The sequence below is a fragment of the Campylobacter sp. MIT 21-1684 genome (assembly GCF_026241315.1).
Classification (GTDB): Bacteria; Campylobacterota; Campylobacteria; order Campylobacterales; family Campylobacteraceae; genus Campylobacter_D.
Genome location: NZ_JAPHNA010000005.1, coordinates 1 through 21843 on the forward strand (window position 1 = coordinate 1; position 21843 = coordinate 21843).

Here is a 21843-nt window from a genome sequence, read left to right on the forward strand (position 1 = left end):
GAGAACTCTTTAAATTTTGATTTTGGATTGATTTTTGAAAAAAGATTATTTTTCTAATTGATTGATGTATTGTTTGAAGAGTTCCCCGCGTTGTATATATGATGAAAACTGATCTAAACTTGAACAAGCTGGACTAAGCAAAGCTATGTCAGTTTTTTGGAGAATTTTGGAAATTTCTTTGACTGCTTTTGAAAGAATTTCACATTTTGAAGCTTGTATTTGGTGTTTTTGTGCTAGAACAATCATACTATCAGCACTTTTTCCGATAAGATAGAGATGAATTTTAAAATTTTTTAGAAAATAAAATAAGCCGTTTAAATCAACTCCTTTGTCATCTCCTCCTAAAATAAGATGGATATTTTTAGTTTTATAACGATTGAGAGCAGCTTTCACTGCATCTTCATTGGTTGCTTTTGTATCATTAACCCAAAGTCTGCCTTGTTTATCGTAGAGTTCTTCAAGTTTGTTTTCTTCTATGGTGAAATTGTTTAGAATATCGTAGCTTGTAGTATCAAGCAAAATTTTTTCTATACTCAAAGCCATAGTGGCATCGAGTAAAAAAGGAGTTTGAAATCTTATTTTTTCAATATTTATACCCATTTTTTTAGCTAAATCAAATTCGTTTTTATAACTTATAATATAAGCTTTGCAATCAAGAAAATCTTTGTGTGTTTGAGGTATAATTGCTATGTCGCATTCATTTAATCTTTCTAAAACACTCAATTTTGCTTGTACGTATTTTTCAAAGTTTCCGTGCCAAGAAAGGTGATCAGCACCTATAGGTAAAAGAGCATAAATTTCAGGTTTTGCTAGTTTTGTATAATGCAATGTGAAAGATGAAGTTTCAAGTATCCAAAGTTTTGCGTTAAGGTTAAGTTGTGCTAAAGGGATTCCGATATTACCGCCCATTGCAATTTCTATATGTGAGAGCAGATGAGCAGTCATTTGTGTCGTTGTTGTTTTACCATTTGTTCCACTTATCCAAATGCTTTTTGGCATAGCATCATAGAAGAAGTCATATTCGCTTTGTAGATTTTTTGCTTTTTGAACGAGAAAATGCGTTGGTGGAAATCCCGGACTTGGAATTTCAAGCTCACTTGCATTAGGGTCAAATTCATTTGGAGGTAGAAGTTTATTACCAAAATTATCTTCACTTGGCTTTAAAAAATTGTCATCATAGATGTTAAAACCACCTATTTTTTTACCAAAAATTTCAGCCAGACTTCGTGTTGTTTTGCCGTATCCAAAAAGTGATTTTTTCATTATCGCAATTTTATAGAAGCAAGTGCAAGGAGGTTTGCAAGAAAAGCTATCATCCAAAAACGTACTATGATTTTGTTTTCTACCCAACCTGCTTTTTCAAAATGATGATGGATTGGTGCCATTTTAAAAACTCTTTTGTGCCAGATTTTAAAGCTCCCAACTTGTAAAATAACTGAAACAGTTTCTAGAACAAAAATAAAACCTATAAGGAGTAAAAGAAATTCATTTTTACTAATAATTGCTAAAAATCCTATAAATCCACCAAGTGCAAGACTACCGCTATCTCCCATAAAGATTTGTGCAGGATAGCAGTTATACCACAAAAAGCCCATTAAAGATCCTATTAGAGCTCCGCAAATTACAACAACTTCTCCGAGTCCTTGAATTTTAGGCAGGAGTAAATATTCACTATAATTTACATTTCCGCTTAAATAAAGAAATATTCCAAGAGTTGTTAGAGAAAAAATACTTGGAACTGTGGCTAAACCGTCCAAACCATCAGTCAGATTAACAGCGTTTGAACTTGAGATTAATACTAAAATCCAAAAGAAAATAGCGAAAATTCCCATATCAAAAAGTGGATGTTTGTAAAAGGGCATATAAAGCTCGGTGCTTAGTTTTTCACTTAAAAAAAGTGGAAAAGTACAAAGAATTCCTGCAAGAATTTGAAGTATTAATTTCATTTTCGGACTTAAACCTGAGTGATTGTCTTTTTTTAAGACTTTTCCTAAATCGTCTATAAGTCCTATTGCACAAAAAAGAACAAGACATAAAAGCGCTGTAATGGAGAAAATATTATCAAGTCGCACACAAATTATACTTGTCAATACAGCACAACCTATAAAAACAAGACCTCCCATAGTAGGAGTTTTTGATTTTACTTGATGTGTTTCTGGGGCAAATTCATAGATAGGTTGATTTGCTTTTCTTGTTTTTGCCCAAGCGATAAATTTTGACATAAAAAATAAAGACAAGCATAAAGCAATGAAAAAAGCAAATCCTGCTCGCACGCTGATATAACTAAAAAAAGCATAATTGCTTAAATCCGAAAGGTAGTACAAAATAGAGCCTTTTTTGTTTTTATAAAGTTTAATTCTAGTAAAATCTAGCAAAAAAAATTCTTATAAGGAATACAATGAGTCAAAAATGTATTTTAGTAATTACTGACGGTATAGGCTGTAATGAAAAAAGTGAATTTAATGCTTTTTTTGCAGCAAAAAAACCGCATTATGAAAAGCTTTTTAGTCAAGTACCTAATACTTTGTTAAAAACAAGTGGTTTGGCAGTTGGTTTGCCTAAAAATCAAATTGGTAATAGCGAGGTAGGGCATATGTGTATAGGGAGTGGTCGTGTTATATATCAAAATTTGGTACGGATAAATGCAGCCATTGAAAATGGCGAATTGAAAAAAAATTCCAATTTGCACACTTTGCTTCAGAAATGTAAAAAAGTACATATTATAGGGCTTTATAGCAATGGCGGGGTACATTCTATGGATATGCATTTTAATGCTTTGCTTGAAATTTGTGTTCAAAATGGAAATGAAGTTTTTGCTCATGCCATTACAGACGGTAGAGATGTTCCTCCTACAACAGCATTAACTTTTGTAAAAAATTTGCAAGAGCTAACAAAGAGATTAGGAGTAGAATTTGCTTCGCTTTGCGGACGCTTTTATGCAATGGATAGGGATAGGAGATGGGAGAGAATTGAAGAATATTATAAATGCTTGATAGGGGATTGTGTTGTGAGTGAAGATTTTGCTAATTTTATTGAAGATTCATACGCACGTCAGATCACAGATGAATTTTTGAAACCTGTGAGAAGTAAGAAATTTCAAGGAATTGGGACTGATGAGGGTTTGATTTTTATTAATTTTCGTAACGATAGAATGAAAGAAATAGTCCAAGCACTTAACAAAAAAGATTTTAATGAATTTCAACGTGATAGAATTTATAAAAATATCCTTACAATGAGTGAGTATGATGAGACTTTCGCATTGCCTGTTTTATTTGAAAAAGAAAAATTAGAAAATACTTTAGCTGAACTTGTTTCTCAGGCAGGACTTAGACAACTCCATACAGCTGAAACAGAAAAATATGCCCACGTTACATTTTTCTTTAATGGTGGCAAAGAGCAGGTACTTGAAAATGAAACAAGGGTTTTAATACCAAGCCCTAAAATTCGTACCTATGATGAAAAACCTCAAATGAGTGCTTTTGAAGTGCTTGAGGTTGTAAAACAAGGTATAAGAAAAGGTGAGGATTTTATAGTTGTAAATTTTGCAAATGGTGATATGGTAGGACATACCGGTAATTTTGATGCAACGGTTAAAGCTGTTGAAACAGTGGATACTTGTTTGGGTGAGCTTGTTAGCGAAGCAAGAAAAAATGGATATGCTTTTATAATCACAAGCGATCACGGAAACTGCGAGGCTATGCAAGATGAAAAAGGCAATATACTTACAAATCATACAAATTTTGATGTTTTTGTTTTTGTTGAGGCGCAAAGAGTAAGTAAGCTCAAAGAAGGAATGGGGCTTAGCAATGTAGCTGCTAGTGTACTGAAAATTTTAGGACTCGAACCAGCACAAGAAATGAATGAGGCTTTGTTTTAATATTCTTGTGTTACAATAATAAGAAATTTGAAAGGTAAAAATGCGGTTTAGTGGAAAAAATGTTTTAATTACAGGTTCAAGTAAGGGTATAGGTGCGTCTATTGCTAAAGTATTAGCAAATTTTGGTTTAAAAGTGTGGATAAATTATCGTTCAAATCCAGCTCTTGCAGATTCTTTAAAAAAAAGTATTGTACTTAATGGTGGGAAAGCTGCTGTAATAGCTTTTGATGCGAGTCAAGAAAGTGAATTTGAAGCTGGTGTTAAGACTATTCTTGATTGTGATGGAGAATTAAACTATCTAGTCAATAATGCCGGTATAACAAATGATAAACTTGCTCTTCGAATGAAGCTTGATGATTTTAATTCTGTTGTTGATACGAATTTAAATTCAGCGTTTTTAGGGTGTAGAGAGGCTTTAAAAGCTATGAGTAAAAAAAGGTTTGGTGGTGTTGTAAATATTTCTTCAATAGTTGGTGAAATGGGCAATATTGGGCAGGTGAATTATTCTGCAAGTAAAGGTGCTATGATAGCAATGACAAAATCTTTCGCCAAGGAAGGTGCGAGTCGCAATATCCGTTTTAATTGTGTAACACCGGGTTTCATTAAGAGTGATATGACAGAAGTTTTAAGTGATGAAGTAAAGCAAAATTATCAAAAAAATATACCACTTGGACGTTTCGCAGAACCTGAAGAAATAGCATATTGTGTAGCATTTTTGTTAAGTGATTATGCTTCATATATTACAGGCGATGTTCTTAAAATTAATGGTGGTCTTTATATGTAAAAATTTTTTGAGATTGAAAAAATATTTTTTTAAACTAGAAATACAGCTATAAAGAATTTTTACTCATCTCTTACAATGAAAATATTTTTTATAATTTTAATTCGTGATAATTCTTTCAGTTTGAAAATTTCCAAGGAAAGCGATTTTAGTTATAGAGAGACTTAGAAATCCATTTGCATTTTCATACTGTGTTCCCAAAAAGCCGTTTCTAAACGCACCGCTGTGTAAAAAATCTCGTTAAGCCTGTTGAATTTTGTTGTATTGATTTGCCTTTGATAGCTATTTACAAAATCTTCAAATTCTTTGATTTCTGTTTGAAATTCTTGACTCGAATAAGTTAAAATCCATTCTTTATAAGGATGATGGTGTAATGTTTTTTCATCTATGCTTGCTATCATTTCAGTTCCTATATATCCATATCCTATAGCACAGGCACTAAGAGCTATAAGCATATCTAAAAAATCTCCACTTTGTCCAACATTTAAAACATAACGCGTATAAGCTATTGTGGTGAGACTTTCGTCTTTAATGCTAAGTTCTTTTGTGTCAATGCCTAATTGTAAAATGTTTTTATGAAGCTCAATTTCACCATTGATAATGGCATTTTGAAATTTCATTGCAAAGCGGAGTTCATTTGCATTTGTCGCGTTTAAAGCTAAAGTGGCATAAGCTTTAGCGTAATGAAGAAGGAAAAGATAGTCTTGTTTGAGATAAAATAAAAACACTTCTTTTGGTAAGGAACCATCTTGAAGTTTTTTGACAAAAGCATGGTGTATATAATTATCCCACTGTGCTGAATTTTTTTCTATTAAATCTTTAAAAAGCATACTTACAATCCTTTATTATTTGTATATTTTTGCATTGCATTTTCTTAATCAAAGTATAGCAAAACTTTCTATAAATAGTTTAAGTTTTTTATAGTAAAATACTTTTTATTTTTTAATTTTGAAGGAGAAGTAAATGGCAACTTTTGATGATGTAAAAGCTGTAGTAGTGGAGCAATTAAGTATCGATGCAGACGCTGTAAAATTAGAGTCAAAGATTATTGAAGATTTGGGTGCTGATTCTTTAGATGTTGTGGAGCTTATTATGGCTTTAGAAGAAAAATTTGAAGTAGAAATTCCAGATAGTGATGCTGAAAAACTTATCAAAATCGAAGATGTTGTAAAATATATTGAAAATCTTAAGAAAGCTTAAATTATTTAAAGGCTTATTTTTGAAAAGAGTTGTAGTTACAGGTATGGGTATGATTAATGCCCTTGGATTAGAAAAGGAGAGTTCTTTTAAAAGAATTTGTGAAGGGAAAAGCGGGATTAATAAAATTACTTTATTTGATGCAAGCGATTTTCCTGTACAAATTGCTGCTGAAGTTAAGAATTTTGATCCTTTAAAAATAATTGATCCAAAAGAAGTGAAAAAGATAGACCGCTTTATTCAGTTGGGTATTCAAGCTGCGAAAGAGGCGATAGAAGATGCGAAATTTGATACTGCAATAGATAAAAATGACTTTGGTATAGTTTCGGCTTCAGGCATAGGCGGTTTGCCAAATATAGAAAAAAATTCTATTGTTTCTGAACAACGAGGACCTAGAAAAATTTCACCTTTTTTTATCCCTTCAGCTCTCATCAATATGCTTGGAGGTTTGATTTCTATTCAACACGGACTCAAAGGACCAAATCTTTCTTGTGTTACTGCTTGTGCTGCTGGGACTCACGCCATAGGAGAAGCTTATAAAAGTATAGTTTTAGGAAGTGCAAATAAAATGCTTGTAGTTGGTTCAGAATCGGCAATTTGTCCTGTGGGTATAGGTGGTTTTGCTTCTATGAAAGCTTTATCTACAAGAAACGATGAACCAGAGTTTGCTTCAAGACCTTTTGATAAGGAAAGAGATGGTTTTGTAATGGGTGAAGGTTCTGGAGCTTTAGTGCTAGAAGAATATGAGCAAGCAAAACAAAGGGGAGTAAGAATTTATGCTGAGCTTATAGGTTTTGGCGAGAGTGCAGATGCGTATCATATTACTTCGCCAACATTAGAAGGGCCGTTAAGAGCTATGCAAAAAGCTTTACAAATGGCAGGAAATTTAAAAGTAGATTATATTAATGCACACGGTACTTCTACACCGATTAATGATAAAAATGAAACTGCAGCTATAAAAACTCTTTTTGCTGATTCTATTCCGGTTGTAAGTTCTACTAAAGGACAGATTGGACATTGTTTAGGTGCTGCAGGAACTATTGAGGCAGTTATTAGTCTTATGGCTTTACAAAATAATATTGTTCCTCCTACTATAAATCAATTTGTTAAAGATGAAGAATGTGATCTTGATTATGTGGCAAATCAAGCTAGAGAAATAAATTTGGAAGTTGTAATGAGTAATTCTTTTGGTTTTGGCGGTACAAACGGTTGCGTTCTTTTTAGAAAAGTGGAATAAAATGGCTTCATATTTAGATTTTGAGAAAAATATTCAACAAATTGATGAAGACATTGTAAATGCACAAATTAAAGGCGATGCCGATGCTGTTATCATTCTGAGAAAAAATCTTGAAAAAGAAATTACCAAAACTTATAAAAATTTAAGTGATTTTCAAAGATTACAACTTGCCAGACATCCGGATAGACCTTATGCTTTAGATTATATAGAGCTTTTTTTAAGTAATTCTTACGAGATTCACGGTGATAGAGCTTTTAGAGATGATCCTTCCATAGTTTGTTTTATGGGGTATTTGGGTGAAAAAAAAATTATTGTGATTGGAGAACAAAAGGGACGTGGAACTAAAGATAAGATTGCTAGAAATTTTGGAATGCCACATCCTGAAGGGTATCGTAAGGCCTTAAGAGTTGCAAGACTTGCTGAAAAATTTCAAATTCCTATTTTATTTTTAATTGATACTCCCGGTGCCTATCCCGGTATTGGTGCAGAAGAACGTGGACAAAGCGAAGCTATTGCGAAAAATCTTTATGAATTAAGTGATTTAAAAATTCCTACTGTTGCCGTAGTAATAGGAGAAGGTGGTAGTGGAGGAGCTTTAGCTATAGGAGTAGCTGATAAACTTGCTATGATGAAAAATTCAGTTTTTTCTGTTATCTCTCCTGAAGGATGTGCGGCTATACTGTGGAATGAGCCTACAAAAAGTGAGGCTGCTACTAAAGCGATGAAAGTAACAGCAGATGATTTAAAAGCACAAGGCTTAATTGATGATGTGATTGATGAACCTATAAACGGAGCTCATCGCGATAAACAAGCTGCAGCTATCGCGATAGCAGAATATGTTAAAAAAGCTTTTCGTGAATTAGAGAGTATAGACAGAAGAGAACTTGTCTCAAATCGTATGGAAAAAATTTTAAAACTAGGAGCTTTTAAAGAGAATTTTTGAGTCTTTTTTGCCGCAAAATTCAACTACTATATAAAACTTCTAAAAAATTGAAATACTATTATTTTTTATTCCATTAATCTTACAAAGAGTTGTTTCAATGTTAATAGAGTATCTTTGATAAATAAAAACTATGCTTCATTAATATTTTTTTAAGTGAGTTTTCTGTTTAATTCAAAATATTGATTTTAAGTATCAAAATATTTTTAAGAAAGGTTTGGAGAATGAACAATTTCAAAGTTAAAAGAAAATTATTTCTTTCCCTTGTTTGCTTTAATTCACTTCTAGCAGAAACTAATTATAATCTTGATGATGTGGTTGTAAGTGCTTCTGGATATGAGCAAAATGTTAAAGAAGCCCCGGCAAGCATTTCTGTTGTTACCGGAGAGGAAATTTTAAATCGTCCTATGAGAGATTTGGGTGATATAGTTCAAGAGGTACCCGGAGTATCTACTTCAGTTGGAAAAACGGGTTCAAATACTATTAACATAAGAGGTATGGCAAGTAAATATACTTTAATATTAATTGATGGAAAGAGAGTAAATATTTCTTCAAGTTTTGATAGCAATGGATTTGACTCTACTTCGGGCTTTCTACCACCTGCTAATATGATAGAAAGAGTTGAGGTTATAAGAGGTCCTGCTAGTGTTATTTATGGAAGTGATGCTCTTGGTGGAGTAATCAATATCATTACTAAAAAAAATCCAGATAAAGCTACGGGTGGCATAGGATTTGACACAAGACTTCAACAGCATCATAACACTTGGGGGAATGTTTATGGTTTAAATGGAAATATATTTGCGCCAATTGATGAGAAAATTTCTTTTAATTTTAGAGGAAAATATTATTATGGAGAAAAAAATAAATTTTATAAGAGAGATATAGCAGGATATGATCTTAGCGGTCAAACACAAGCAGGTAAAAATAATCCTTATACTTCGCATTCTCCAACAGGATACAAAAATTTTTCTGTTGGTGGTCGGGTTAATTATCTTTTAAATGAGAGAAATTCTTTCTATTTTGACGTAGATTATGGCTTTCAAAGATTAGGTTCTCTCAATACTTCAGGGAATCAAATCACAGCCATAAGGGATTATCATAAGTATAATTTTATTTTCAATCACGATGGAGATTATTCAGAACTTTTTGGAAGGATAAATAATTATATTCAATATTCTAACACTAAAAGACTTTCCCACAGAGATGTAAAAATAGGAACAAGTAGTGGGACTCCTAATCACGAGGCTTTGATTGATGATCAGTTTATAGCTTTGGGTTCAACTTGGACAAAAAATTTTGATTTTATAAAATACGGCTCAATGATTTTTCAAGCAGGTCCTTATTTTCAATGGGAGAGATTGTATAAAAGAAATGCGAATTTCGATAAAGATGCTTATCAAGCGGCTTTATTTTCAGAAGGGGAATATTTTATTAATGATTATTTTTCAACCACACTCGGTGCAAGGTTGAATTATGCTCAAGTGTATGGAGCATTTTTAAGTCCGAGATTTTTTGTGAATACGTATCCAAACGATTGGCTTATTTTAAAGGCAGGAGTTGCTAATGGACTTTCTATCCCAGATCTTGGACAGAAATATGATGGGTACTATAATACAAGCGGAACAACAGATTTGTACGGTAATGGAAGTTTAAAAGCAGAGACAACTTTGAATTACGAAATTTCCGCCATAGCAGAGAATCATTTAGCAACAGTGACTTTAACAGGCTTTTTGACTGATTTTAGCAATGCTATTAATTCTCAAACTTATCAAACTTCCGCTCAACTTCCTTTTGGATATGGAGAGTGTGGAACTTATGGGGGTCAAACTTGTAGTATTTATGAAAATGTTGATAAGGCAAGATCTAAAGGGGTAGAATTTTCTATAAAATCAAAAGCACTTTTGAGTACTTATATCCCAAAAGGTATTTATTTGGACTTTAATTATGCTTTTACAGATACAAAACAACGAACAGGTGCTAATAAAGGTAAAGCTTTAAATGATGTACCAAGACATAATCTTGCAGCTAAGGTTTCTTATAAGAACTGGGGATTTGACAGTTATTTAAGATTGGTATCAAAAATTGATACTCCAACCGATAATGCACATAGTGCTAATATTGGTCCGGGTGCTTTTTATAAAGATATGCACCTTGTGGATTTAGGGACAAATTACCATTTTAAAAATGGTATAACTATGGGAGTGGTAATAAACAATCTTCTTGATAAAAATTTTGTTGATTATTCTGTATATGAGCAACGTGGAAGAAGTTCATATACAAATAATTATCAAAGAATGATTCCGAGCAGAAATGTTTGGCTTACCCTAAGAGCTGATTTTTAAAAAAATAAAACTTAAGTTTCATAGAATTTCTTCTTTAAGAAACCAAAGAGTTTATAGCTTTTTGGTTTCAAAGTTTTTTAAGCAGAAATTTACTACCTTTTTATAACCTTCTTTATTCAAGGAAAAAAATAATGGCTTTTACAGATTTACAGGAAGAGTATTTTGATAGTTCCATTTATATCAAACCAAAAAGATTTTCTTATAAAAGCAATAATAAAGCTTGTGTTTGGGATTTTATTGAAGCTAAAGATAGTGTTTCTATACTTTTATATCACCAAACTTTTAAAAGCTTTATCTTTGTACGTCAATTTAGAATTCCACTTTGGTACCACCAAAACCGCGATAAAACTTATAAGAAAGATGAAAATATGGGTTATACTATTGAGCTTTGCTCTGGACTTGTAGATAAAAATATTTCTTTAGAGCAAATTGCTAAAGAAGAGTGTATTGAAGAGCTTGGTTATGCCCCTAAGATTTTTGAGAAAATAGGAGATTTTTATACAGGTTTTGGTTCTGGAGTAAGCAAACAGAGTTTTTATTTTGCTGTTGTAAATGAGAATGATAAAATTGCACAAGGGGGAGGTGTTGATGGAGAACAAATTGAAGCAGTCTATGTAAAAGTAGAAGAATTTGAGAGTTTTATTCAGAATGTTATACATTCACCCTTGCTTAATTTTTCTTATTTATGGTTTATGAAAGAAAAAAGCAGATTATTTTGTTAAGTTTTGAATGTAAAGAAATTCTGTTTTAATTGCTGCAAAAAGTTAAAGAAACTAGTTTGAGTACAATCATTTAAAACGCAATACTTTCTTGTAGAACAAAAGTAAGTGTATTCATACTCAATTTTCAATGAGTTTTATCCTATCAAAAAAGAAAACGAGCTTTTAACCTTTACTTTAATTAAAATACTCTATAATCCGTTAATACTTAAAGGTGGAGAATGTTTGATATTATAGTCATTGGAGGCGGACACGCTGGTATTGAAGCAAGTCACGTTTCTGCAAGAATGGGAAAAAAGACCTTGCTTTTAACAACGCTTGTTGAGCAAATTGGTGCTGCAAGTTGCAATCCGGCTGTTGGAGGACTCGCAAAAGGACATTTAGTGAAAGAGCTTGATGCAATGGGTGGCTTGATGGGTGAAATTACTGATAGAGCAGGGATACAATTTCGCATACTTAATGAAAGCAAAGGTGTTGCTGTACAAGGCAGCAGAGCACAAATTGATATGGATCAGTATAAGATTATCGCTCGTAATATACTTTTAAAGCTTGAAAATTTGGAGATTTCTCAAGAACAAGTTGTTGCTTTACTTGTTGAGGGAAATGAAGTAAAAGGCGTAAAAACAAATCTCCAAAATGAATATTATGCAAAAAAAATTATTCTTACAACAGGAACTTTTTTAAATGGATTGATTCATATAGGTGAGAACAAGCTTGAAGCTGGAAGAGTTGGAGAACTCGCTTCTGTAAGGCTTGGACACTACCTTAAAGAATTAGGATTACATATAGGAAGATTGAAAACTGGAACTTGTCCTAGAGTGTCAGCAAAAAGTATAGATTTTTCCGTTCTTGAAATTCAATATGGAGATGAAAAGCCTAAGCCTTTTAGTTTTCGCACAAATAATTTTTCACCAAAGCAACTTCCTTGTTATATAGCAAGGACAAACACACAAACACACGAAATTATCAAAAAGAATTTTTATAGAGCTCCGCTTTTTACAGGGCAAATTGAAGGGGTTGGTCCAAGATACTGTCCTTCTATCGAAGATAAAATTAACCGCTTTGGTGATAAGCAAAGCCATCATTTGTTTATAGAACCCCAAACGATTGCTGCAACGGAATATTATATCAATGGTTTTTCTACTTCCTTGCCTTATGAAGTACAAAAAGAAATGCTGCAAAGCATCAAAGGTTTTGAAGATGCTAAAATAACACGTTTTGGTTATGCTATTGAATATGATTACCTTATACCAACACAATTGTATCATAGTCTTGAAACAAAACAAGTGAAAAATTTATACTGTGCAGGACAGATTAATGGTACTACAGGATATGAGGAAGCGGCAGTTCAAGGCTTTATGGCCGGAGTTAATGCTGTTTTGGCAATACAGGAAAAATCGCCATTTATTTTAGGACGCGACGAGGCTTATATAGGAGTTTTGATTGATGATTTAGTAACAAAAGGTACAAAAGAACCTTATAGAATGTTTACTTCAAGGGCTGAATTTAGACTCCTTTTGCGAGAAGAAAATGCTATAGTAAGACTTGGAAAATATGGTTATGACTTTGGACTTTTAGATAAGGAACATTATGCTTTTATACAAAAATTATCTGAAAATGTTTCAAAAGGTTTTAATCTCTTGCTTTCAAAAGAAATTACACCTAATATCCAAAACAATACTTTTTTACAAGAATTGAACGAAGAAAAAATTTCTTCTGTTATCAGCCTTCAGAAAATTGTTGCAAGAACAAGTTTTACGACAGAAAAACTTAAAAAACTTGACCCAATTTTTAAGAATATGGATGAATATGCCTTAAGGGAAGTACTTAGCGAAGCGAAATACTATCATTATGTGTGTATGCAAAAGGCACAAGTTGAAAAAATGAAAAGTTTAAGAGAGCTTAAAATTCCGGAAAATTGTGATTTTAAAGCTATAAGCGGACTAAGCAATGAAGTCGTTGAAAAACTACAAGAATATAAACCGCTAACACTTTTTGCAGCAAGTAGAATTAGCGGGATAACTCCTGCAGCTTTAGACATATTGCAAATTTATATTAAAACACAAAAGAAAAAGGCTTAAATGTTTTTTTGAGTCTTTTTTATTGGATTGAAAATTCTGAAAAGATTTCAAAATAATCTCTCGTTTTCATTTTTCTAGCATTTTTATACAGCCTTTTGTACAGCAGTATCAGAGTAAGGTAAAGCTTAAAAAATACTAAAAAAAGAAAAAATTTATTTTATTTTAGATACACTGCTAAATTTAATTAACGAAAGCAAAAACAAACCAAAAAGAAAGGAATGGACAATGGCTACATCTGAAAGCAGACGAAGTTTTATGGGTTTTGCATTTGGCGCTGTGGCTGCTGTGGGTGGTGTTTTTTCACTTGTTGCGATGAAAAAAACTTGGGATCCGCTTCCAAGTGTGAAAGCTGCAGGTTTTACCACAGTAGATTTATCAGGGATGCAAAATGGAGAGCTAAGAACCATAGAATGGCGTAAAAAACCTATTTTTATATTGAAAAAAGATTCAAATATGGGAAAAGATAGCAAACGCGATGTTGTAGTGCAGAATGATACTTATACGGTTGTGATAGGACTTTGCACTCATTTAGGCTGTATCCCAGCTTATGCACCAAATGAGCAACTTTTTAAATGCGCCTGTCACGGTGGAGAATTTGACACGAGTGGAAAAAATATTTTTGGACCACCACCAAGACCGCTTGATATACCTCCTTTTAAAATTGACGGAACCAAACTTGTTTTAGGAGAAGAGGGTTCTGAGTATAAAAAAATGATTGCGGAGGTTTAAAATGGCACACATACAAAAAGCTAATGGACTAGTGGATTGGCTTGACCAAAGACTTGCTATACGTAAATTACTGAATGTTTTAATGATTCAGTATTGGATACCAAAACAAATTAATTTCTTATGGGCTATGGGTGTTATTTTAACTACTCTTTTTGCCATTCTTTTTGTTACAGGACTTTTACTTGTGATGTATTACAAACCAGATACCGCTTTGGCATTTGATAGTGTGAATAAAACTATTATGCAAGAAGTGGAGTATGGTTGGCTTTGGCGGCATATGCATGGCGTTGCTGCTTCTGTAATTTTTTTGATCATATACATTCATATGCTTACAGGAATTTATTATGGCTCTTATAAAAAAGGGCGGGAGATGATTTGGATTAGCGGTATGCTTTTATTTGTTGTTTTTTCAGCTGAAGCTTTTAGCGGTTATATGCTTCCTTGGGGACAAATGAGCTATTGGGCAGCGCAAGTTATTACAAATCTTTTTGGAGGAATTCCTTTTATAGGTTCTGAACTTGTCGTTTGGATACGAGGTGATTATGCTGTATCTGATCCGACATTAACAAGATTTTTTATGCTCCACGTGTGTTTATTACCTATTGTCATTTTAACTTTGATTGCTTTTCACTTTTATGCTTTAAGAATCCCACACGTTAATAATGAAATTGCTGAGGAGCTTGATTTTGACCTAGAAGCTGAAAAATATTTAGCAGGAGATACAAAAGGAGCTAAAGTTATCCCTTTTTGGCCAGCTTTCTTATCAAAAGATTTTATGTATATTTGTCTTTTTATGATTTTCTTTTTCTATCTTGTCTCTTTTAAATTTGATTTTGCAATGGATCCTATTAATTTTGATCCAGCAAATGCACTCAAAACTCCAGCACATATTTACCCTGAATGGTATTTTTTATGGTCTTATGAAGTTTTAAGAGGTTTTTTCTTTGATATAGGAAATATCAAAGCTTTTGATATAGGTTTGACTGCTTTTGGTATAGCTCAAGTCATCTTTTTCTTACTTCCTTGGCTTGATAGAAGTGATGTTGTAAAACCAGCGCACGAAAGACCTCTATTTTTTATTTGGTTTTGGCTTTTACTTATCGATCTCATTGTTTTAACAATTTATGGCAAATTGCCTCCAACAGGTATTAATGCTTGGGTAGGTTTTTATGCTTCTGTAATATTTTTATTATTGCTTGTAGTAGCCTTACCTGTTATTACAATTTTAGAAAGAAAAGGAGCGAAACAATGAGAGAGCTGAAAATATTTTTTGTTGTAGTTATTTTTACAGCGCTTGTGTATTGGGGAGTTGAACCTTATGCTCATTCTGTAATGAAATCTCACGTTACTCCTGCTAATTTTAATTTTTCACAAGAAGATATCCATTTCGCAAAAGAAACAGTTACTGCAAAAGAATTAATTCTTCAAGAAGCCCAAGATTCAAACGACTCCTCTAGAGCAGAAAGTGCTCAAAAAGAACTTGATAAAGCTAAAGAAAATTTAGCAAAAGAAGAAGCACTTTGGGCAGCAGTTGATAAAATAGATTTTAGTCGTGCAGATACAGGTAAAGGAAAAGAATTTTTTCAAAGTAATTGTTTTGCATGTCACGGCTTACAAGAGGATGGTATAGAAGCTAGTATTACCGATTCTTCTTTGGGTGTGATTCCACCGGATTTAAGTTCAGCAGGGAGTTTGTATGATGAAAGGTTTTTGGCGGCTTTGATTATGCAGCCAGCTCTTGCCTTGAAAATTGAGCATAAATTTCCAGATGGTTTTCTAATGACACCTTATAACACTGATGATAGCAGTGATAGCGAAGAAGTTGTATATTCAAATATCGCAAATGTAATCGCATACCTTAAGGAAGTTAGTGTTCGCTTTGAAGCCAACGAAGATTCAAATATTAAAAAAGAATTAGAACTTAAATATACACAGTTTGATGAAAAACAGAAAAATTTCCTTATTGAAAAAGATACAAGATTTGCGAAAGAAAAATCAGCTTTTATCCAAGCTTGTGGTCGTTGTCACGATATAAAATATGATAATTTTTTCACCGAATCAAAACAAGAGGATTTAAAAAATTATCTCGGTTCGATTCCTCCTGATCTTTCTATGATGATTAGGTCTCGCGGAGGACAATATTTACACGACTTTATTAACAATACGCAAAAACTTCTTCCCGGAACGGCTATGCCAAGAGTTGGGCTTAATGAAAATGCACAAGCAAAAGTTATCTCTTATATAGAAAAAGTTGGTGATAGCAAAAAAGAAGAGAGAGAGAGTACAGGAATTTATATTATGATATTCTTCGTAGTTTTAAGTATTTTTGCTATTGCTTGGAAAAAAGTTATTTGGTCTAAGCTGCATTAAAAAATTGTACCCTTGTGGTACAATTTTCTCTTTCTATAAACAGCATTTTTAAAGCTGTTTTTAAATCTTAATTATCTGAACTTTCTTGAAGCATATCTTTAAAGACATTGAAAAGTTGAAGTGAAGCATTTTCAGCATTTTCACATTTTTGTATAATTTGTTGTTGCGTTGTTTTGTTATTAGAATCTTCTGTGTTTGCTATTGCAATAGCCGAATTCATACTTTCGTGTACTTTTTGATGTGGCTCGTTTATCTTAATAAAGCTTTTAACGTGTCCAAATCTTTCTTTTCCAGAACTTGCAACCCATTTTCCTAGACGACAACTTGTATGATCAGCAAGTTGTTTGCCTGATTTGGCAAAGATCTCTTTATAACCATTCATTTTAAAAGCTATATGATCAAGTTTTGCTAAAGATACAAAGGCTTCAGAAGCTATTCCTACTGCATTATTGTTTGTAGAATGTGCTTCATTGACAAGATTGTTAAATTTTTCTGAGAAACTTATAATATGTGCATTAGAGTCCATAGAAATTTTTTCTACTTGCTCACTTTGGGTATTCATTTCATTAGCATTTTGTTTGAGAAGATTAATATTCATCTCTACTTCTGTGGTAGCTTTTTGTGTTTTTTCTGCGAGTTTTCGAACTTCATCAGCCACAACAGCAAATCCGCGTCCGTGTTCTCCAGCTCTAGCAGCTTCAATAGCTGCATTTAATGCAAGGAGATTGGTTTGATCAGATACATCTTTAATTAAATTAATAACATTGGTAATTTCATCCACGCTTCTATGTAAAGTATTTGCAGTATCTCTTGTTTTATTTGCTGATTCTGTAATGTCGCTAAGCGAGGCATTGATAACATTAGCAATTTGATTGAGTTCTTCCATAGCAGAGAGGGAAGTTTGGGAGTAATTTGAGATAATTTCTGCTTTATTGACATTGTCAAGCATATCATTTTGAACAGTAGCAATATTGTTCAAAACTCCATTTAACAATACATTTAAAAGTTCAGTTTTGAGTTTTGATTCTGTATCTTCTTGTTGTAGAAGAGCAATTTTATTTTTTAGTTGCGAATTTTCAGCATGAATTTGTGCAAATTGCTCCTTTAGTCTCGTATTTTCTTCTTTTATTTTTTGAAGTTCTAGATTGTTTTTAATACTAAACATCGTTTTTCCTTGATTATTGTTTATAATTTTGTAGGTACTGTTTAAGCTCATCTTTGGTATGCAATTTTTCTTTTTTTAACGCTGAAATTTCCATATCGCTAAGAAAAACTCTTCCTTCTTCTGCATCTTTTATTTTATCATCAAGTTTATTATGATGTTCAAATAATTTATCAAAATGAGCATCCTTACCTTTTAGCTCAGACATTAAATTTCTATACTCGTGTAACATATTAACAACTCCTTTAAACATAGCTAATAATAAACAATAATTTTACACTATTAAGTAAAATTTGGACTTAAAAAAACTTTAAATATTGCTTGGCTTAGTTTTAAAATAAAATACTTAAAATAGTGAGAGTTTGAAGTCTTAAGATTCTCCTTAAGACTTATTTTGAATTGTGTTTTCTTAGCATTCTTAGTGTAGAAGCAGCGATTCTCATTTTTTTGGTAGTGCCATCTTCTAAAGTAATGCGCACTGTGCGGAGATTTGGTAAAAAACGTCTTTTTGTTTTATTATTTGCGTGACTGACATTGTTACCAACCATAGGACCTTTGCCTGTGATTTGACATATTCTTGCCATAGTATATCCTTGTATATTTTTTGAAAATTTTTCAATTATAACAAAGAAAACCTGAAAGATTTCTAGAATTTTTAATTTCTTTTTTAAACAGAAAAAGATAGAATAATTTTTTTTGAAAATTATCGCACAAGGCTTTTTATGTATGTAGCTCCAAGTTTATTATCAGCGAATTTTTTAAGACTTGAAGAAGAAGTTCGAGCAGTGAGCGAAGCAGGGGCTGATTTGCTTCATATTGATGTAATGGACGGACATTTTGTTCCAAATTTAACTTTTGGTCCGTGTGTGCTTGAAAAGATTTCAACTATTACAGAAGTGCCTTTAGATATTCATTTGATGGTGAAAAATGTAGCGCAGTTTGTAGAGTTTTTTATCCCCTTACAACCTAAATTTCTTTCTTTTCATATCGAAGCAGAAGAACATCCTATAAGACTTTGTGAGTATGTAAAAAATAAAGGAATTCATCCTGCTGTTGTATTAAATCCACACACTCCTATACAGTCAATTGAACATATAATAGAATTTGTAGATATGGTGCTTTTGATGAGTGTTAATCCCGGTTTCGGAGGTCAAAGTTTTCTTCCTATAACATATAGAAAAATTCAGCAGTTACGTGAGCTTATCGATACTCAAAATGCTAAAGTTTTTATAGAGGTTGATGGAGGGATCAATGGTTTAAATGCTCCAAATTTAGAAGAAGCAGGGGCTGATATACTTGTAGCTGGAAGCTATATTTTTTCCTCTCAAGATTACAAAACTTCTATTTCATCTTTAAAGCTCCAATTTTGAGTTTGCAAGAAGTTGAAGAAATCATTGCTGTTTTAAGCAAACAAAGCAAACCGTATGAGTGGGTGGTAAACGAATTTTCTAAGATAGATGAATTTGCACATTTAGATATTGATTTAGAAATTCTTAGGCTTATGGGATTGAGCTTGGAGTTACATAACAATAATATGGTGTTTTTAAAAAATCGCATACGAAAGATTAAAGAAGAGGTCTTTTGCATAGTGGATATTGAAACTACCGGAGGCAAGACAAATGGAAAATTGTTGGAACTCGGCGCTGTAAAAATAAAGAATTTTCAAGAATTAGATCGTTTTGATACACTTGTTAAAGTTAAGGATATACCCGAGAACATCATAGAACTTACAGGTATCAGTCTGAATATGGTTCAAAATGCTCCATCCTTAGCTAAGGTTTTACACGATTTTAGATTTTTTTTGCAAGACAGTATTTTTGTAGCTCATAATGCACAATTTGATTTTAACTTTCTTTCCAAAGCGATGAATGAATGCGGTTTTGGAATCTTGCTAAACCGTTCAGTTTGTACCATCAATTTTGCAAGGCTTTGCATAGAGAGTCAATATTATGGACTTGAAACTCTAAAAGAATATCTAGGGATTAAAAGCATCCATCATAGGGCTTTAAGCGATGCTTTAGCTACGACTGAAATTTTTAAATACTGTCTTGAAAAACTTCCTTCTCATATTAAAACAACTCAAGAGCTTTTAGAATTTACCCAAAGTCCTCAAAAAAATGTAAGAAAAAAAAGAAAATCTTTATCGTAAAATAATCACAGCAGCTTGTGCTAGAGCCAGGCTAATTGAACATTTTATTGTTTAAGCTTTTGCTATTTTGATGATAAAACAAGTTTGAGGATGAATTGCTTGTAAAGAGTAAAGCTATAGAAAGTTTGTTTATGTTCTGCTAATAATGTGTGTGAAACATTTAAGATTGCGCTCAATTAGATGTTTGAGAGTTATGGTTTTAGATATGCAAAACTAAGAATCGCTATTTTTGTGTTTTCTAAAGTGATGATTAGTCAAAAGCTGAATAAATTTTTACTCTAAAACTAAATGCTATTGCATCTTTTTGTGCTTTTAAGATAAGCGGATAGTCTATTTTGATAAAACTTTCAAAATTTTTTGCAGCATCAATAAAATCATAAAAATTTTTTGGAGAGTTAATCTGTCCTTGTATGATGAGACTATGTTTGAGGTATTTATTTTTGATTATTTTTTCTTCTTTTATTTCAAGATTTTTAAAGTATTTTTGTAGAAAGAGCGTAAAATTGCTAAGATTAAAACTTTTTTCAAATTGGTCTAAACTTGTGTTGTTTTCACTTCTTAGTAAAAAAATTTTATCCCTGCTTACTTGAAGTTTTGTTCTAAAATTTTCTAAGATAGCAGTTTGAGAGTTATCTTTTAAACTTTGTTGTTTGTGTGTTTTGAGTAGGGGTAAAAGGAGGAAAAGTATCAAAGCCGTGCAAACACTCACAAAACTTAAACCGTAAATAAGCAGTTTTAAAATGTCTATTTCTTGTAAGCTTTTATCTCTCACTATTTTATTCCTGAGCTATGTTTTTGACTTATATTGATAAAACGGTACCAACCATTATTGAGTCTATAATAAGTTGTATTGCTTTCATCAAAAATACTTCTTAATGGAGTTTCTAAAAGCAGAGCAAATTTTTCTTTTGTTGGGGTAACTCCACTAAGTTTAAGAGAATTCGAATCTTGTTCCATTGTTTCGAGTGTAATACTATCCGTTTTTATAATCATATCGAAAAGATTTTTAAGACTATCCTTAAGAGCTGCATTTTGAGTGTTAAAAGTATTCGCTATCTGGGTTTGTGCAAGCATAATTTCATAAGATACATTCGCATTTGTGATTCCCTCTTGGATTACAAGTGCTTCTTGTTTTTTGTTTTCTATTGAAGCAGAAATGAATTCTAACTTGATTACATACATAAAATACACACTTAAAATAAAAATAATCCCAAATAGAAAAAGAGTGAACCAAATTTTATCAAAAAGTGAAAAAATAGGCTTTTTTCTTGGCTGTATAAAACTATAAGTCATAGCGAAATTTCCTTTTGCATAAGCTCTATCATAAGTTCTAGGGTATTAATTTGATTTATTTTAAGTTCTAAAAAAGTCTCATCTTCTAAGAATTCGATAGCACTAGCATTGAACTCTTTGTCGCTAAAGATGATTGCTTTGTCAATAAAAGAAGTCTGATTTTTTAAGTTATAAAATTTTTCAATACTTGTGATAATATAACGGCAAAATTCCATATCTTTGCTTAACTGATTTAATTCATCAAGTTTTAGTTTTTCATCTTTAAATTCTACTAGTTCTTCTTGTTTAAGAGTGTCAAATTTATCATCTGATATTTCATTGGTTTCATTAAAACTGTCAAGCGTCATCTCTTCATCATCTGTTTGCTTAATAGTTATTTCTTCATCTTTCATTTCATCGTTAAAATTCTCAAGTTCTGAATCGGTATTTACTTTAAAAGTTTTAAATTCTCCATACAGTATTTCACTATTTTTACAGATCATAACCACAAGAATGTGTGAATATCTATAAATATACAGTATAGTTTTATCATCTGTTTTTTCTTTCTGTATGCAAAAATATAAAAGAGCAAAAGGGGAATAGATAAAATCAAGCCCGTTATAATCTTCAAAAAGATCGCTAAAATACTCTATGTGTTCAGTTGCAGTATAAATTTGGACATTGTTGAGAACAAACGTTTTAAGACTGATCTTGCCCACGTCAAAATTTTCAAAATTTTCAGTCTTTTTACTTGGAATTAAACCCTGTTCGTTAGCGTCTAAAAATAAACCTGTGTAGTAAAAAAGAAATCTTTTGCTTATATTTTTCACATAATCAAACAAATTTTCATTTTTTTCGAAGCTTTTTTCAGTACTACTTATAAGCTTACCGTTGCGAAAAGTTGAAGCTTTAAGAATTTTTTTATTTTCTTCTAAAATTACAGCAATAAAAAGTTGAGGGAAAAACTTTCTTAGAAAAAACAACATT

Annotated in this window: 22 protein-coding genes and 1 pseudogene; 13 read left to right on the forward strand and 10 right to left on the reverse strand. The window is 32.1% G+C overall.

Features of this window, described 5'->3' with window-relative positions; all coding sequences use genetic code 11:
• Positions 1-45 precede the first annotated feature (45 nt).
• Together murD and mraY are read right to left on the reverse strand one after the other, a co-directional pair.
• Positions 46-1263 (reverse strand): UDP-N-acetylmuramoyl-L-alanine--D-glutamate ligase, encoded by a 1218-nt coding sequence (murD, locus tag OQH62_RS03050; RefSeq protein ID WP_266013641.1) that lies wholly within the window; start codon positions 1261-1263, stop codon positions 46-48.
• The gene (gene mraY, locus OQH62_RS03055; RefSeq protein ID WP_266013646.1) at positions 1263-2324 is read right to left on the reverse strand and encodes a phospho-N-acetylmuramoyl-pentapeptide-transferase; all 1062 of its coding nucleotides are present in this window, start codon (positions 2322-2324) and stop codon (positions 1263-1265) included. Before mraY ends, murD begins: the two co-directional genes overlap by 1 nt.
• Before the next feature lie 74 nt (positions 2325-2398).
• Here mraY and gpmI point away from each other — a divergent pair, with 74 nt between their 5' ends.
• Both gpmI and fabG read left to right on the forward strand, forming a co-directional pair.
• Entirely contained in the window at positions 2399-3877 is a 1479-nt protein-coding gene (gpmI, locus tag OQH62_RS03060) for a 2,3-bisphosphoglycerate-independent phosphoglycerate mutase (protein ID WP_266013649.1), read from the forward strand.
• Between the two features lie 40 nt (positions 3878-3917).
• Complete coding sequence (gene fabG, locus OQH62_RS03065) at positions 3918-4661, forward strand: 3-oxoacyl-ACP reductase FabG (RefSeq protein WP_266013653.1); 744 nt, start codon at positions 3918-3920, stop codon at positions 4659-4661.
• 161 nt (positions 4662-4822) lie between these two features.
• Here fabG and tenA read toward each other — a convergent pair whose 3' ends face one another.
• On the reverse strand, positions 4823-5488 hold the full coding sequence (gene tenA, locus OQH62_RS03070) for a thiaminase II (protein WP_266013656.1): 666 nt from the start codon (positions 5486-5488) through the stop codon (positions 4823-4825).
• A 133-nt stretch (positions 5489-5621) separates the two neighbouring features.
• Here tenA and acpP point away from each other — a divergent pair, with 133 nt between their 5' ends.
• From acpP to OQH62_RS03115, 9 genes are all read left to right on the forward strand, one after another.
• Complete coding sequence (gene acpP, locus OQH62_RS03075) at positions 5622-5858, forward strand: acyl carrier protein (protein WP_266013659.1); 237 nt, start codon at positions 5622-5624, stop codon at positions 5856-5858.
• A gap of 19 nt (positions 5859-5877) precedes the next feature.
• Positions 5878-7092, forward strand: coding sequence for a beta-ketoacyl-ACP synthase II (locus OQH62_RS03080; RefSeq protein WP_266013662.1), 1215 nt, complete (start codon positions 5878-5880; stop codon positions 7090-7092).
• 1 nt (position 7093) lies between these two features.
• The gene (accA, locus tag OQH62_RS03085; RefSeq protein ID WP_266013665.1) at positions 7094-8035 is read left to right on the forward strand and encodes an acetyl-CoA carboxylase carboxyl transferase subunit alpha; all 942 of its coding nucleotides are present in this window, start codon (positions 7094-7096) and stop codon (positions 8033-8035) included.
• Between the two features lie 221 nt (positions 8036-8256).
• The gene (locus tag OQH62_RS03090; RefSeq protein ID WP_266013667.1) at positions 8257-10374 is read left to right on the forward strand and encodes a TonB-dependent receptor domain-containing protein; all 2118 of its coding nucleotides are present in this window, start codon (positions 8257-8259) and stop codon (positions 10372-10374) included.
• A gap of 131 nt (positions 10375-10505) precedes the next feature.
• Positions 10506-11096 (forward strand): NUDIX domain-containing protein, encoded by a 591-nt coding sequence (locus tag OQH62_RS03095; protein WP_266013670.1) that lies wholly within the window; start codon positions 10506-10508, stop codon positions 11094-11096.
• A 218-nt stretch (positions 11097-11314) separates the two neighbouring features.
• Positions 11315-13174: a tRNA uridine-5-carboxymethylaminomethyl(34) synthesis enzyme MnmG gene (gene mnmG / locus OQH62_RS03100; RefSeq protein WP_266013673.1), complete on the forward strand. Its 1860-nt coding sequence runs from the start codon at positions 11315-11317 to the stop codon at positions 13172-13174.
• 225 nt (positions 13175-13399) lie between these two features.
• A complete protein-coding gene (gene petA / locus OQH62_RS03105; RefSeq protein WP_266013676.1) occupies positions 13400-13903 on the forward strand; it encodes a ubiquinol-cytochrome c reductase iron-sulfur subunit in 504 nt (167 codons plus the stop codon).
• Position 13904: 1 nt separating this feature from the next.
• Positions 13905-15155 carry a cytochrome b gene (locus OQH62_RS03110; protein WP_266013680.1) on the forward strand — a complete coding sequence of 417 codons (1251 nt, stop codon included), beginning with the start codon at positions 13905-13907 and terminating at the stop codon, positions 15153-15155.
• A complete protein-coding gene (locus OQH62_RS03115; protein WP_266013683.1) occupies positions 15152-16273 on the forward strand; it encodes a c-type cytochrome in 1122 nt (373 codons plus the stop codon). The genes OQH62_RS03110 and OQH62_RS03115 overlap by 4 nt, the downstream gene beginning before the upstream one ends.
• Positions 16274-16340: 67 nt before the next feature.
• Here OQH62_RS03115 and OQH62_RS08790 read toward each other — a convergent pair whose 3' ends face one another.
• The 4 genes and pseudogenes from OQH62_RS08790 to rpmB form a co-directional block, all read right to left on the reverse strand.
• Positions 16341-16781, reverse strand: coding sequence for a CZB domain-containing protein (locus OQH62_RS08790; protein WP_416335536.1), 441 nt, complete (start codon positions 16779-16781; stop codon positions 16341-16343).
• Positions 16764-17030: pseudogene (locus tag OQH62_RS08795) on the reverse strand (methyl-accepting chemotaxis protein); the annotation flags it as partial. The pseudogene OQH62_RS08795 and the gene OQH62_RS08790, both read right to left, overlap by 18 nt.
• Positions 17031-17451: 421 nt before the next feature.
• On the reverse strand, positions 17452-17667 hold the full coding sequence (locus OQH62_RS03125) for a YdcH family protein (RefSeq protein WP_266013690.1): 216 nt from the start codon (positions 17665-17667) through the stop codon (positions 17452-17454).
• Between the two features lie 157 nt (positions 17668-17824).
• Positions 17825-18019: a 50S ribosomal protein L28 gene (gene rpmB / locus OQH62_RS03130; RefSeq protein WP_266013693.1), complete on the reverse strand. Its 195-nt coding sequence runs from the start codon at positions 18017-18019 to the stop codon at positions 17825-17827.
• A gap of 138 nt (positions 18020-18157) precedes the next feature.
• Between rpmB and rpe the strand changes: the two genes are divergently transcribed.
• Entirely contained in the window at positions 18158-18805 is a 648-nt protein-coding gene (gene rpe / locus OQH62_RS03135; protein ID WP_266013696.1) for a ribulose-phosphate 3-epimerase, read from the forward strand.
• Entirely contained in the window at positions 18802-19584 is a 783-nt protein-coding gene (locus tag OQH62_RS03140; RefSeq protein WP_266013699.1) for a 3'-5' exonuclease, read from the forward strand. Before rpe ends, OQH62_RS03140 begins: the two co-directional genes overlap by 4 nt.
• 250 nt (positions 19585-19834) lie before the next feature.
• Here the strand turns inward: OQH62_RS03140 and OQH62_RS03145 are convergent, their stop codons facing one another.
• The 3 genes from OQH62_RS03145 to OQH62_RS03155 are packed head-to-tail and all read right to left on the reverse strand — an operon-like array spanning position 19835 to position 21842.
• The gene (locus OQH62_RS03145; protein ID WP_266013702.1) at positions 19835-20356 is read right to left on the reverse strand and encodes a hypothetical protein; all 522 of its coding nucleotides are present in this window, start codon (positions 20354-20356) and stop codon (positions 19835-19837) included.
• Complete coding sequence (locus tag OQH62_RS03150; protein WP_266013705.1) at positions 20356-20877, reverse strand: hypothetical protein; 522 nt, start codon at positions 20875-20877, stop codon at positions 20356-20358. Before OQH62_RS03150 ends, OQH62_RS03145 begins: the two co-directional genes overlap by 1 nt.
• On the reverse strand, positions 20874-21842 hold the full coding sequence (locus OQH62_RS03155; RefSeq protein ID WP_266013707.1) for a clan AA aspartic protease: 969 nt from the start codon (positions 21840-21842) through the stop codon (positions 20874-20876). The genes OQH62_RS03150 and OQH62_RS03155 overlap by 4 nt, the downstream gene beginning before the upstream one ends.
• Between the last annotated feature and the right edge of the window lies 1 nt (position 21843).

Coding starts and splice junctions, on each gene's coding strand:
- murD (WP_266013641.1), bottom strand. CDS start 1,263: ATGAAAAAATCACTTTTTGGATACGGCAAAACAACACGAAGTCTGGCT.
- gpmI (WP_266013649.1), top strand. CDS start 2,399: ATGAGTCAAAAATGTATTTTAGTAATTACTGACGGTATAGGCTGTAAT.
- fabG (WP_266013653.1), top strand. CDS start 3,918: ATGCGGTTTAGTGGAAAAAATGTTTTAATTACAGGTTCAAGTAAGGGT.
- tenA (WP_266013656.1), bottom strand. CDS start 5,488: ATGCTTTTTAAAGATTTAATAGAAAAAAATTCAGCACAGTGGGATAAT.
- acpP (WP_266013659.1), top strand. CDS start 5,622: ATGGCAACTTTTGATGATGTAAAAGCTGTAGTAGTGGAGCAATTAAGT.
- accA (WP_266013665.1), top strand. CDS start 7,094: ATGGCTTCATATTTAGATTTTGAGAAAAATATTCAACAAATTGATGAA.
- OQH62_RS03090 (WP_266013667.1), top strand. CDS start 8,257: ATGAACAATTTCAAAGTTAAAAGAAAATTATTTCTTTCCCTTGTTTGC.
- OQH62_RS03095 (WP_266013670.1), top strand. CDS start 10,506: ATGGCTTTTACAGATTTACAGGAAGAGTATTTTGATAGTTCCATTTAT.
- mnmG (WP_266013673.1), top strand. CDS start 11,315: ATGTTTGATATTATAGTCATTGGAGGCGGACACGCTGGTATTGAAGCA.
- petA (WP_266013676.1), top strand. CDS start 13,400: ATGGCTACATCTGAAAGCAGACGAAGTTTTATGGGTTTTGCATTTGGC.
- OQH62_RS03110 (WP_266013680.1), top strand. CDS start 13,905: ATGGCACACATACAAAAAGCTAATGGACTAGTGGATTGGCTTGACCAA.
- OQH62_RS03115 (WP_266013683.1), top strand. CDS start 15,152: ATGAGAGAGCTGAAAATATTTTTTGTTGTAGTTATTTTTACAGCGCTT.
- OQH62_RS03125 (WP_266013690.1), bottom strand. CDS start 17,667: ATGTTACACGAGTATAGAAATTTAATGTCTGAGCTAAAAGGTAAGGAT.
- rpmB (WP_266013693.1), bottom strand. CDS start 18,019: ATGGCAAGAATATGTCAAATCACAGGCAAAGGTCCTATGGTTGGTAAC.
- rpe (WP_266013696.1), top strand. CDS start 18,158: ATGTATGTAGCTCCAAGTTTATTATCAGCGAATTTTTTAAGACTTGAA.
- OQH62_RS03150 (WP_266013705.1), bottom strand. CDS start 20,877: ATGACTTATAGTTTTATACAGCCAAGAAAAAAGCCTATTTTTTCACTT.
- OQH62_RS03155 (WP_266013707.1), bottom strand. CDS start 21,842: ATGTTGTTTTTTCTAAGAAAGTTTTTCCCTCAACTTTTTATTGCTGTA.